Raw genomic sequence first — 13,234 nt, 5'->3', positions numbered from 1 at the left:
TACCAAACCAAATTAACCAAGAAATCTCTAATCCCACACTGCGTTGGATATTTCAATGTTTTGAAGGAATAAATTTACTCCAATATGACAATAAAATTCGCCTAGACGGTTTTGATGAGCTAAGGGAAAGGATAGTAAGGCTAATAGGAGGTCACACGTTGACATTCTATAAAATCAAAAAAATGACCTAGGGGTCTGATCAATGTCTGCTTTAGGCTTTTTTGAGTAATCCATTACTGTCCCTTATTTGGCTAATTCCGGAGTGAATGCCAACAACTAAAAAATAATAGCTTAAGACCAGAAAAATAATAAATAAATTCGGTTATCGTTATCACTACCTGATAATGAGTTCATGATATAATTCTGCTTTTGACACGGCTTTTCCAATGAATAAGATCAGCGAAAATTTCATCGAACACATTCGCCAACAGCTACCTTGCCATTTATCTCTCGATGAGTTCCTTGCTTTCAACAATAAACCTCTGAGGCTTTCTGTTCGTGTTAATACTTTAAAAATCACGGTTTCTGCTTTTCATGATTTAATGTCAAGCAAAGGATGGCGCTTAACATCTATTCCGTGGTGCAAAGAAGGATTTTGGATCACAATCCCACCGCACCAAGACATTGGAAATAGTATCGAACACTTGCAAGGGCTATTTTATATTCAAGAAGCAAGCTCAATGCTCCCCCCTACTGCCCTTTTTGATTCAGATTCGAACTTTGACAATGTGCTAGATATGGCTGCAGCTCCTGGCTCCAAGACCACACAAATTGCTGCACTGATGAATAATCAAGGACTCTTGATTGCTAATGAATACTCGTCCAGCCGCGTTAAAATGCTTCATGCCAATTTGGTGCGGATGGGAGTATACAATGCCGCCATTACACACTTCGATGCCGAGGTCTTCGGCCAGTATTTATTTGAAGCATTTGACGCCATTTTATTAGATGCTCCTTGTGGTGGTGAAGGCACAGTTCGCAAAGATAGCAATGCATTAAAAGATTGGCGTTTAGAAGAGGTTCATTCAATTGCAACCAAACAAAAGCAGTTAATAGTATCGGCATTTGAAGCACTTAAAGTTAACGGTACTTTGATTTATTCCACTTGCACTTTAAGCCAAGAAGAAAACCAACAAGTTTGTCTGTTTTTGAAAGAGACTTTTGGAGATGCAGTTGAATTTATTTCTCTGGCCGATCTATTTAATGGTGCCAATAAAGCCACCACAAGCGAAGGCTTTTTACATATTTGGCCACAAATATTCGACAGTGAAGGATTCTTTGTCGCCAAAATTCGTAAAACTAAATCAGTAACTAGAAGCCAACCAGAACCCAAAATAAATAAGAACTTTCCATTTAAAGAGCTATCCATTAAACAAGAAAAAGAAATCACTGATTGGTTACTAGAAAATTACTCAATTTCAATTCCAGCATCATTATATTTAGTTACTAGAGATAATCAATTTTGGCTTTTTCCTAAAGCAATAAAATCTTATATTGGGAAAATTCGCTTTCAGCGGATTGGTTTAAAACTAGCTGAACAAAAAGGCAAACATTTAAAAATAACTCATGAAGTAATTTCGGTTCTGTACCGATACCAAAGTGATGCGATAAATGCTAATGAACAACAAGCGGAAGAATATCTAAAAGGACGAGACATTCAATTAGAACAGGTAACGAAACCTCAAGGAGAGAAAATTATTTGTAGTAATAAAGTGGCGTTGGGGTTAATTAAGCACCTTGGAACAAAATTAAAAAATAATTTACCTAGAGATTTAGTAAGAGACAATGCAGTAAAACTCTAGGCTCTTGACATATATGAATAAACTGAAAAATTTTGTTAATGTTTATTTATTGTGCAAATGTTTTTATTTGTTCTAGGATTACTATATCGGAATTCTCGATGGTAGAAATTCTACCATCGAAAACTGCGTAGCGCACGGCTCGAAAGAGCCATTTCCCAACGCCCAATTCTTTATGGATTGGGCTTTTTTTTTATTCTATGAGGTTTGAAAAATAAGCAGTGAGTGAATTCAGTTTAAACTAACTTTTTAGCATCTTTGAAAAGGTTAAAGAAATTCTCACCAGTATACTCTACTAGTTCTTGATATTTTTCGCCGCGTAACTCAGCAACGAATTCAGCCACATCACGAACAAATGCCGGTTGGTTCTCTTTACCTCTATGTGGAACAGGAGCTAAATATGGGGAGTCTGTTTCTACCATTAAACGGTCTTTAGGGACTTTGCGGATAACACTTCTTAACTCACCAGCATTTTTAAAAGTCACAATGCCAGAAACTGAAATATAAAAACCAAGTTCAATAGCTGCTTTCGCCATTTCCCAACTTTCAGTGAAACAATGTAAAACCCCACCTACTTTATCGGCGTTGCCTGATTTAAGCATATTTAAGGTGTCTTCCCTTGCATCACGAGTATGAATAATAAGCGGCTTATTAACTTGTAATGCCAGATCGATTTGCTTTTCAAAACATTGTTGCTGCTGAGATTTAGTTTCTGCGGCATAAAAATAATCCAAGCCAGTTTCGCCTACAGCAACCACACGCTCATCTTGAGCTGAAATTAATAACTGATCTGAATCTAAACCTGAATCGACATCTAAAGGGTGAACGCCTGCTGAAAGAAATACATTAGGGAATGCTTTCACTTTTTCTTTCATGTCTGAAAATTCATTTTGACGCACATTAACACAAAGCATGTACTCTACATCACGTGCTTTGGCAGCATCCATGATTTGTTTCAAACTGGCATCATCAGGTGCTGCTTTTAGTCGGTCTAAATGGCAATGTGAATCAATTAACACGTTATGTATTTCCTACAAATTAATAAAACGGCGCAAAGGATACCGTTGTCGAAATTTAAGGTCAAACTTCCTCAACATCATCAGATAGCAAAACGGCTAACCAATTACCACTGTCACTTGACTCTAGGCCAATCTTTACGATCATAGTTAAAGGTACAGATAACAACATTCCAACCGATCCCAATAACCATCCCCAAAAAATCAAAGACAAGAAAACAACCAAGGTTGATAGCCCTAAGCCTTTACCAAGAAATTTAGGTTCAACAATATTACCCATAATCATATTGATAGCGACATACAGTACTGTCACCCCTCCAGCAGCGGTAGGACCCAATTGAATTAATGCCAAAGAAATAGCTGGAACGGCGGCAATTATTGAGCCTATGTTTGGAATATAGTTGAACAAAAAGGCAACAACCGCCCAAAGCATGGCGTAATCAACGCCAATCAAATACAGACCAACACCTACAATTGTACCTGTAGCTAAACTGACTAAAGTTTTAATCACCATGTATTGATTAACAGAATTTAGAAACTTATCGATTTGTTGTAAGCGCATTTCAGGATCATCAAGCGCGAAGTGTAGACGCTTTGATATTGAGCCAGCTTCAAACAACATAAATACGACTGTGAGTATAATCAGAAAGGCATTTGCCATTACATTACCAAGTCCAGACAGCATATTAGTAGTAACAGACAAAGCCACACTTGGGTCAAAGTAGTTGATTATTTGGTCTTTAGAAATTTGAACATTATATTTTTGGAGTAACTCTATCAACCAACTGAACTGATCAATCAACTGTCCTCGATATTGCGGTAATTGCTTTGAAAACTCATTTATGGAACTACTTACAACACTGGCCAACCACATACCAGCCAATACTATAGACAGAATTAATAAGATAACTGAAAGCCACTTAGGGATACGCCATTTTGACATCCACACAATAGCTGGATTACAAATGACTGCAATGAAAATAGATAAAACAAAAGGGACAACAATACTACTTGCCGTTTTTACACCCGCCAATATAACAACCAAACTGGCTAACAAAACAAAGGTTTTAACGGCTGTAGAACTATGTTCAAATCGAGTCATTCCATATATCTCGTTTTATTTAAAAATAGGATTCATTTTAAACCGAATTTAAAAATTTAAGCATCATTTAATTACCTTTATCCTACATAAGTTAATATTTGCACTACAATTTAAATTCGGAATTAATGAACGATAGCCAATGGATTGGCGTATATTGTCTTGAATTTAGTCGTATTGAGGCATGATGAAAATTTTAATTACTGGCGGAACTGGCTTTATAGGTCAGGCCTTGGTGCCTTTATTATGCACCGAACATAAAGTAACAGTCCTAACAAGAAGTCCTAATAAAGCCAAAGCAAAATTAGGGGAAATCCCACGTTTAATTTTAAATTTAGATCAGCTAAAGAGCCTTGATAAGTTTGATGTTGTGATTAACTTAGCTGGTGAACCAATAGCTGAAAAACCTTGGACACATAAGCAAAAAGCTAAACTTTGTCATAGTCGTTGGGACGTGACAGCAAAGCTTGTAGAGCTTTGTCAAAAAAGTGATCAACCTCCCCACACTTTTATCAGCGCATCAGCTGTTGGCTATTATGGACGACAGAAAGCGACTCCTGTTGATGAAAATTCTGTTCCTCATAATGAATTTACTCATCACTTATGCCAAGAATGGGAAAGGTTAGCATTGCTTGCACAGACAGAACGAACTCGGGTATGCATTATGAGAATTGGTGTCGTTTTAGATAGTAACGGCGGCGCTCTTCAACGAATGATAACACCATTTAAATTAGGGTTGGGTGGAAAGATAGCTTCAGGTCAACAAGGAATGAGCTGGATCCATCGACGTGACGTTATTCGAATAATTCAATATTTAATGAAGACATCATCATGTAATGGGGTTTATAACACAACCTCACCAAACCCAGTGAGTAATAAACTTTTAACCAAAACACTGGCAAGGTCACTCCATCGCCCTGCTCTTTTTCCATTGCCTCGCTTTGTGGCTGAAAAATTGTTTGGTGAAATGGCTGATATCCTTACTGAAGGACAATATGTTGTCCCTCAGCGATTATTGGATGAAGACTTTAAGTTTAGTTACCCAACAATTGACTCAGCCATGGCGCAAATATTTCCCAGATAGCAAGGGCTAATCAGCCCTCTTTTAACAAATTCGAGCAACTTTGTGTAAGTAGATGCCAGCAACGCCATAAACCTAAGCTGGCAACTATTGCTGCACCTGACAACGGTGCGAGCCACCACCAATTCCAGTGCATATAGGTCGTTAACTCAAATACTTGGGTTTTAAATAGATACAGAGCAAACTCTGTTACACAGACAGCCAGTAGCCCAGAAATAGCTCCTAATAACGCAAATTCAAAAAACGTTGATAACCGCAATAACCAACCTGAGCCACCAAATGTACGTAGTACTGCCAATTCTCGACGGCGACTTGCCATTCCCGCTTCTGTTTGAGCAAGCAGTACAAGAGCACTCGCTAAAACAACTAAAACTAACACCAATGTTAATGACAATGAAACTTGGTCGATGATCTCTCTCAATTGTCCAACCATTGCTCCAACATCAATAATTGACACCGTTGGAAATTGTTTTATCAATTGAATAATTAGCTCATTGTTGCTGTTTTTAGTTTGATCCAAATAAAAACTAGCAATCGAAGTGTAATCAAACGTGCCCAAAGCTTGCTTTGAAAAGATAAAGTAAAAATTTGGCTGCAAAGTCTCCCAATGGACTTTTCGTAAACTGGTGACTTTGGCTGTTACAGGCTGATTTTCGATCATAAAAGTAACAGTATCACCCAATTTTAGATTAAGACGTTCAGCCACTTCAGACTCAACTGACACTTCATTGGCTTGGCCATTAAATTCACCTGACAAAATTTCATTATTTGGTGGAAGAGATTCTCGCCAAGTTAAATTCAGCTCGCGAGTGATACCCAATCGCCCTTCTTCACCCGCTTCTTGCTGTTTACGAGTCACGACTTTTTCACCATCAATCGCGCTCATACGACCGCGAACAACTGGATAAATATCCGTCGCTTTTACTCCTTTTTCAGCAAAGAAACTCTCTAGAGGTTTCGAATCTTCAGGCGCAATATTTACTAAGAAGTAGTTAGGCGCTTCTTTAGGTAATTGTTGCTGCCATTCATTCAATAAGTCTTGGCGTAACGCAAAGATAATAAGCAAGAGAACCAATGCGCTACTAAAGCCGACTAATTGCACTGCATTCTGTTTAGCTCGACGCATTAACCCTGCAAAGGCCAGCTGAACAGGATTACTTATTTTTAAGCCTGAACTATGTCCTAAACGGATCATGACAAATCCAACAACCAACAAAAGTGCAGCAAGCATCACAACACTCACCATCACAATTAAAGTCAGAGTCAGACTCTTTGAATACAAATAACCTAATAATCCAAGAGCAAGCAGGCTTAATACAATATTGAACCATTGACCGATGGTATGACTTTCTAATTGACGCTGGAGCACTCTTAGTGGCGGAATTTTTAGTAAACGCATCAGTGGATATACTGAAAACATAAAGGCGCTCAATAAGCCAGTTACAACGCCTAAAATAACTGGTCGCCAAATTGAAGGATCGTAAGCGGCAATATTTTCAGGTAAGAATTGGGTCAATCCAATATCTAATACCCAGCCACCTAACAAACCTAAAATCACGCCTAAAACAGATACAAACAGTAAATGAAAGGTAAATATAAAGCGGATTTGTTTAGCGCTAGAGCCAAAGGTTTTTAGCATCGCCACAACATCGTAATGCCGCTGACAATAACGCTGAGCCGCAATACCAATAGCAGTACATGCCAAAGCAATACCGAGCAAACTCGCAAGCAACAAGAAGCGCTCTGCCCGTTTTATTGCGCCCGCTATTGGTGAATCACCACTTTCAACATCACGCCATCGCTGAGTCGTCAGAAGTTTAGGTGTGACATAATCCTCAAACTCTTTTAGTTGGCTAGGCGAACCAGTAAATTGATATCGGTAATCGAGTCGACTTCCTGGTTGAACGATTTGAGTTTTGGCGACATCTTCCATTCGCATTAATACTACAGGAGATGAAGCGAAAGGGTTAAAACCAGCATCAGGCAAACGTGAAATGGCTTTATCCATTTTGAAGGTCGTGACACCAACCTCAATTTGCTTAGGATTACCTAAAAGCCCAGCTAGTCTTGTTTCGTACCAAACAGAGCCAAGCGGAGGCAATTGATGCGTCTCGCCAGTAGTAAGCTCAATATTACCTTTTAGAGGATATGTATCTGATACCGCTTTAACCTCGACCAATTGCAGTTCGTCACCAGAGTAAACCATAGAGTTGAACTCTAAATTGGTGGCGTACTTTAAACCTAGCTCAGTAGATTTTTGTAAAATTTCTGGGGGAAGTTTTTCTGGAGAATCAATGATTCTATCTGCTGCAATAAATTTACTCGCCTCGCCAGAAATTGCCGTTTGCAGCCGTTCACTCACTCGAGATAAGCCACTGACTGACAACACGGCCAAAGTAATGGCTAATAAAATGAGAACCAATTGCCCTTGCAGTAATTCACGCTTAAACAAGCGCCAAGCTAAATTCAGTTCCATTAAGCCACCTTCTCTTCAACAAGCGAACCATCATACATGGTCAATTGACGCTGGCATTTACGAGCAAGATCCATATCGTGAGTGACAATAACCAACGTAGTATCACTTTCTTGGTTCAGCTCAAACAGCATCTGTTCGACCTTGCTGCCATTAGCTTCATCGAGATTGCCCGTTGGTTCATCAGCAAATAGTACTTTGGGTTCACAAATAAATGCACGAGCAATCGCCACACGTTGCTGTTCGCCACCAGATAATTGTTTAGGTAGATGATTTAGACGATGGGATAGCCCTACTTTTTCAAGCATGGCTAATGATTTTTCTTTAGCGTTTGCCACCCCTGCAAGCTCAGCGGGTAGCATGACGTTTTCTAGTGCAGTAAGCGTGTCGACCAGCATAAAAGATTGAAAAATAAAGCTAACTTTTTCTTTTCTTAACGCCGCTTTTTGTTCTTCATCTAATTTAGATAACCCCACACCATCCAGAAAGACTTCGCCAGAGGTTGGATTATCTAACGCAGCGAGAAGTCCAAGTAAACTTGATTTACCTGCACCTGACGGCCCAACAATGGCTATACTTTCACCATGCTTGACTTCGAGGTCAATGCCCTTGAGGATAGTCAGCAATCCTTCTTGTGTTTTTACAGATTTTTCGAGGTTAACAACTTTTATGGCTGGTTTGTTCTCTACACTTTCACTCAAGGCTAGATCCTTATTATCTCGTCTTAAAATCTCTGTCGCTATATTAGCAACAATTAGTACGTTATTCGCAACCCTTCCGGTTCACGCTGACACCATATTAATCTTGGGAGACAGTTTAAGTGCAAGTTATGGAATGGATAAAAATGAAGGTTGGGTCGAAAAATTAAAAGCTGAGCTACCTCAACATACTATCATTAATGCTTCCGTAAGCGGCGAAACTACTGCCGGCGGCTTACGTCGACTGCCTGCAGTACTGAAATCAAGTCAGCCTGATCTTGTGTTAATTGAATTAGGTGGTAACGATGGTTTAAGAGGATTTTCAACCAAAAAGCTGAAATCAAATCTTACAAAATTAATTGAGATATCCGAAAAATCTGGCGCTAAAGTACTCCTTAGTGAAGTTATGGTGCCACCGAACTATGGCCCTAGATACAGTAAAAGTTTTAATCAAGTTTACTTTGACTTAGCTGACAAAAAAAATGTCATGCTTATGCCTTTTTTTATGACTGAAATTGCACCTAAATCCGAATTGATGCAAAGAGATGGGATCCACCCCAATATTAAAGCTCAGCCAATTATTGTCGATTTTGTTAAACCATGGATAGAAAAGGCGCTCAAATAAAGCGTTTTAAATTTGTCATTGTCCTTAGTTATTTTACCAATAACAATAAATTATAAAATTTCTTATGTACTCAAAATTACTTGCAACTACCCTTTTGTTTTCAGCCTCTGCATTATCCAGCACCATCGACTTTGTGGTGTTTGGCGATACTCCTTATTCAAAGCATGAGCAAACTTTACTGAAGCAGCCTGATGGAAAATTTGCACAACTTTTAACTCAAGTTAAACATGATTTTATTGTTCACATTGGGGATATTAAAGCGGGTGCTCAGCCTTGCACCAATGAGTTATTACAAACCAATTTCCAACTGATCAGCCAAGTTAGCCCAAAGCCATTTGTTTATACTCCTGGTGATAATGAATGGACAGATTGTGACAGACCAAGCCTGAAACCAAGCTATGATGAGTTAGAACGACTTGAATACGTCATCGAACACTTTGCTCAGCACGAAGTAAACCTACCTAAATTTCAAAGACAAACTAAACAAAAAGAAAACCAAGTATGGGAATTCGATGGCGTAAAATTCATTACTTTACACGTAGCTGGTACCAATAATGGCCGCGATAATATTTTAAACTCCGATGTAAGCAAAGCTAGAAGACTTACTGATCGACGAGATGAAAATAATTTTGAGTGGCTAAATCAACAGTTACCACAGCAACAAAAGGCCGCTGTGGTATTTATGCAAGCCGATATTTATCAAAAGCCAGCATCAAGAAACGCTTGTATTGCAGAAAATAACCAAAGCTGTGATGGCTTTAAAGCCTATAGAGAAAAGCTAAATCAACTTGCTACAAGCCTCGATTACCCTTTAATGCTTGCCCACGGTGATACTGGAGAGTTTTGCTTTTCTCAACGTAAATCAGGCTTATGGCATTTCAATGCACCGGGTGATTACCGGATTATTGATATGGCTCTTGTTTCTATAGATACCAAAAACGCAAGCCACTTTTCAATCAAGCCCTTATTATCGAGTCAACCAATAGACTCTTGTGCAGAGTAGCGAGGTGCAAATATACAAGCCTAGCAACTTGTATTCTATATTATATTTTTTTCGTCCAATACCACCTAACTTAGAGATGTAGAATTATCCAATTGGTAATCTCAAATTCGAATTGAGGTAATTCTATGCGATTGATATCACTTATTTTATATCTTTCAGCGGCACTTATTTCTGCACAAAATGCTTGCGCACACACTACCACTTTTAAGCAAAATGACAAATACACAAAGACACAAGGAAATATAGACTGTAGCTTCAAAGGCTTACGAGAAGTTCTCCGCACTCAGCATGATGTAGATACTTTTTCTCAAAGGTATAAGGGTTGTGGAAGCATTGTCGGGCAACTGTTCATTATTGGCAGCGGTAATAACTTTACAACAGCGCAAGACAATACCGACCAAATAACTAATCTGAACGGTCTGGCTCAAATACATGAATTACCTGCTTATACTTATATTTACAATACGGCACTGACAAGTTTAAAAGGCTTGGAAAATTTAACGGCCACAGGATGGCTGGAAATACATGATAACCCTAAGCTCACTTCTCTTGCGGGTCTAGAAAACATGAATTCAAACGCCGTCTTTCACTTATATTCCAATCCAAATTTGGTAAATCTTGACGGACTTAATAAACTAAAATCAATAAACTATTTCTACATCAATAATAATAGCAAGTTACAGTCTATGAAAGGGCTTGATGCTTTAACATCAATAAACAACAAATTAGATGTCGAATCAAACCCTGCTTTGATTAACTTTGAAGGGCTTGAAAAACTAAGCAATCTTAACGAACTCATTGTAAAGAACAATACAAACTTCATTAATTTTAAAGGTGATAAAAGTATTGGAAGGTTGAGCAGTTTAACTCTTTCTGGCTCACCGAAATTTGAAGGATTTACAGGTTTAAATAATGTCGTTTATCTTGGGGCTTTGACTGTAAACAATGCAGGATGGACGAATTTTGACGGATTCGATAACCTTAAGTATATTCAAAAGCTTTCTTTGGATAATAATCCTCAACTACAAGACTTTTCTGGATTAGAAAACAACTATTCAATTCACGAAATAGAACTCACCAACAACCCTAAATTTGCGTCATTCATTGGATTAGCCAACTTTAAAAACTTTCAGAGTTTAAAGCTAATAAATAATCCTTCTCTGAAAAACCTCGATGAGTTCTCTCAAGTGATCGGCAATATAAACAATCTCGATATTGAAAGTAACCAGAATCTCTCTTCCATTACTGGATTAAACCGCATTTTGAGTATTCAGTCGGGAAATGGCTACGGAGGAAATTTAACAATAAAGGATAGCCCATCACTGACCTCACTAAGCGGGCTCGACAATGTGTTGAAAGTAGATGGCACGATTATAATTCAAAACAACGATAATCTAGACTCAGTTAAAAACTTATCTCACTTACTTCAAATACAAAACAACGTGCAAATCATCAAAAACACTGCACTAACAACATTATCTGGATTAGAAAACATTACATTGCCACCAGATCCAACTAACACTCATTTCACACTGCAAGACAACAATAATTTATCAGACTGTAGTGCAATTTGTGACATTTCAAAACAACAAGGATATGTGCAATTACAAGGCAATAATAGCGGTTGTGAGGATAGCTTAAGCTCATGTAAGTAACTCTGCTCGAAGACATTTAGATAAATACATAACGGGATAGTGCTATGAGAAAAACATGCATCATTTTATGCACTTTAATATCGGTCTTTAATATTCATTGGTCTTTTGCTGCCGCAACATCACCTCAAATGCACCTAAAATCAAAGTTAAATGACGAATGTGTGCTGGGCTCACCTCAACATCAGCAAGAAACGCTCACAACTCAGGCTGATGTTGATAGTTTTAAGTCTAGGTACGAAGGCTGCTCAAATTTTGTCGGGAGTTTAATTATTCAAGAGCAAAAAAATAACTTTTCAAGTTCAGTTAATGCTCTACCGCATATTACAAACCTTAATGGCTTGTCACAAATAGAAAATCTAGAAGGGTTACTTTCCATTCAGGACACACACATATACTCTCTTAATGGACTCCAAAAAATATCTTGGGCAGAACAAGTTCAAATCTTGTCAAATTCAAACTTAGTGTCTTTGAATGGATTAAATAATCTACAAACCTCAGCTCAAGTGGTAATCGCTGGAAATAAAAAATTGCAATCATTTGAAGGGCTAGACAGTTTAGCAGGTGCTATTTTCTTCATTGTGAAAAATAATCCAATCTTAGAAAACTTTTCAGGGGTACATAAACTATTCAATGTTGGAACATTGCAAGTAGACAATAATATGAGCCTTTTTAATTTTAAAGGTGCAGAACAGCTCATAAAGTCTGATGAACTCATAATATCAAATAACCCTCAACTTAAAGACTTCTCAGGATTGGAAGGTATAAAAGATATTGGTTCTTTAGTTGTTGATCGTAACGCTAAGTTAAAAAGCTTCGAGGGTCTAGAGCCAACGAAATCAATTTCAAATATTGAGATTAAAAACAATGATACTTTAGAAACATTAACAGGGCTGAACCAAGTATCTTCTATCTTGGCTGATAATGGCAAAAACGGTGATCTTATTATAAAAAATAATCCACACCTACGTACGTTAGCTGGTTTAGACAATCTTACTAGCGTTGATGGTACTATTACTATCCAACAAAATGAACAATTGGAATCAGTAAAGAAAATGTCTCATTTATTACAAATAAAGAGTAATCTAAACATCATAAATAATACTGCACTAACCTCATTAGCTGGGCTTGAAAATGTTGAGTTACCCTCTTCTAACTCACAAAACTTGCACTTTATACTCCAAGACAATTCAAAGTTATCAGATTGCAAAGCAATTTGTCACTTGAACCAAAAAACTGGATATGTTCAATTGCGTGGAGATAACGGCAACTGCGGGGAGAGTTTAAATCAATGTGAATAAAACAAAACCCGCACACAGGCGGGTTTCTAAATTCACAACATCGTTAAAATTAACGAGTACGTGGGCAAAGCTCTTCAGGGCTGAAGAAGTAAGCAACTTCACGTGCAGCAGATTCGATTGAATCAGAACCGTGTGCTGCATTTTCATCGATGCTGTTAGCGAAATCTGCACGGATAGTACCGTCTGCAGCTTCAGCTGGGTTAGTAGCACCTAGGATATCACGGTGAGCCAGAACAGCGTTTTCGCCTTCAAGTACTTGAACCATGATAGGACCAGAAGTCATAAACTCAACTAGAGCACCGAAGAAAGGACGCTCGCTGTGCTCAGCGTAGAAACCTTCAGCTTGCTCTTGAGTTAGGTGCAGCATTTTGGCAGCGATAACTTTTAGACCAGCTTCTTCGAAACGGCTGTAGATTGCACCGATTTTATTTTTAGAAACAGCATCTGGTTTTACGATAGAAAAAGTACGTTCGATTGCCATCTTAAG

General features: G+C 38.1%; 11 protein-coding genes and 1 pseudogene. 7 read left to right on the top strand and 5 right to left on the bottom strand.

Annotated elements, in window-relative coordinates; genetic code table 11:
* Together D5018_RS22025 and rsmF are read left to right on the top strand one after the other, a co-directional pair.
* Positions 1–191: pseudogene (locus D5018_RS22025) on the top strand (IS1634 family transposase); the annotation flags it as partial.
* A 195-nt stretch (positions 192–386) separates the two neighbouring features.
* Complete coding sequence (rsmF, locus tag D5018_RS15510) at positions 387–1,802, top strand: 16S rRNA (cytosine(1407)-C(5))-methyltransferase RsmF (protein ID WP_121839913.1); 1,416 nt, start codon at positions 387–389, stop codon at positions 1,800–1,802.
* Positions 1,803–2,035: 233 nt separating this feature from the next.
* Here the strand turns inward: rsmF and D5018_RS15505 are convergent, their stop codons facing one another.
* Positions 2,036–2,818, bottom strand: coding sequence for a TatD family hydrolase (locus tag D5018_RS15505; RefSeq protein ID WP_121839912.1), 783 nt, complete (start codon positions 2,816–2,818; stop codon positions 2,036–2,038).
* Positions 2,819–2,879: 61 nt separating this feature from the next.
* Positions 2,880–3,917 carry an AI-2E family transporter gene (locus D5018_RS15500; RefSeq protein ID WP_121839911.1) on the bottom strand — a complete coding sequence of 346 codons (1,038 nt, stop codon included), beginning with the start codon at positions 3,915–3,917 and terminating at the stop codon, positions 2,880–2,882.
* A 181-nt stretch (positions 3,918–4,098) separates the two neighbouring features.
* On the opposite strand from D5018_RS15500, the gene D5018_RS15495 reads away from it, so the two are divergent.
* Complete coding sequence (locus D5018_RS15495) at positions 4,099–4,998, top strand: TIGR01777 family oxidoreductase (protein ID WP_341538268.1); 900 nt, start codon at positions 4,099–4,101, stop codon at positions 4,996–4,998.
* A gap of 10 nt (positions 4,999–5,008) precedes the next feature.
* Here the strand turns inward: D5018_RS15495 and D5018_RS15490 are convergent, their stop codons facing one another.
* On the bottom strand, positions 5,009–7,471 hold the full coding sequence (locus D5018_RS15490) for an ABC transporter permease (protein WP_121839909.1): 2,463 nt from the start codon (positions 7,469–7,471) through the stop codon (positions 5,009–5,011).
* Positions 7,471–8,169, bottom strand: a complete 699-nt coding sequence (locus D5018_RS15485) for an ABC transporter ATP-binding protein (RefSeq protein ID WP_121839908.1) — start codon at positions 8,167–8,169, stop codon at positions 7,471–7,473. Before D5018_RS15485 ends, D5018_RS15490 begins: the two co-directional genes overlap by 1 nt.
* 28 nt (positions 8,170–8,197) lie before the next feature.
* On the opposite strand from D5018_RS15485, the gene D5018_RS15480 reads away from it, so the two are divergent.
* The 4 genes from D5018_RS15480 (at position 8,198) to D5018_RS15465 (ending at position 12,747) form a co-directional block, all read left to right on the top strand.
* On the top strand, positions 8,198–8,791 hold the full coding sequence (locus tag D5018_RS15480) for an arylesterase (protein ID WP_243637453.1): 594 nt from the start codon (positions 8,198–8,200) through the stop codon (positions 8,789–8,791).
* 64 nt (positions 8,792–8,855) lie between these two features.
* Positions 8,856–9,794: a metallophosphoesterase gene (locus tag D5018_RS15475; protein WP_121839906.1), complete on the top strand. Its 939-nt coding sequence runs from the start codon at positions 8,856–8,858 to the stop codon at positions 9,792–9,794.
* Positions 9,795–9,925: 131 nt separating this feature from the next.
* The gene (locus D5018_RS15470) at positions 9,926–11,449 is read left to right on the top strand and encodes a leucine-rich repeat domain-containing protein (RefSeq protein WP_133309311.1); all 1,524 of its coding nucleotides are present in this window, start codon (positions 9,926–9,928) and stop codon (positions 11,447–11,449) included.
* A 338-nt stretch (positions 11,450–11,787) separates the two neighbouring features.
* A complete protein-coding gene (locus D5018_RS15465) occupies positions 11,788–12,747 on the top strand; it encodes a hypothetical protein (protein WP_133309310.1) in 960 nt (319 codons plus the stop codon).
* Positions 12,748–12,796: 49 nt separating this feature from the next.
* Here the strand turns inward: D5018_RS15465 and ndk are convergent, their stop codons facing one another.
* Positions 12,797–13,228, bottom strand: coding sequence for a nucleoside-diphosphate kinase (gene ndk / locus D5018_RS15460; protein ID WP_121839903.1), 432 nt, complete (start codon positions 13,226–13,228; stop codon positions 12,797–12,799).
* Positions 13,229–13,234 lie beyond the last annotated feature (6 nt).

Source organism: Parashewanella curva (assembly GCF_003675895.1).
Lineage (GTDB): Bacteria > Pseudomonadota > Gammaproteobacteria > Enterobacterales > Shewanellaceae > Parashewanella > Parashewanella curva.
The sequence above is the reverse complement of the archived record's forward strand: the minus strand, read 5'-3'. Positions and strand labels throughout refer to the sequence as shown.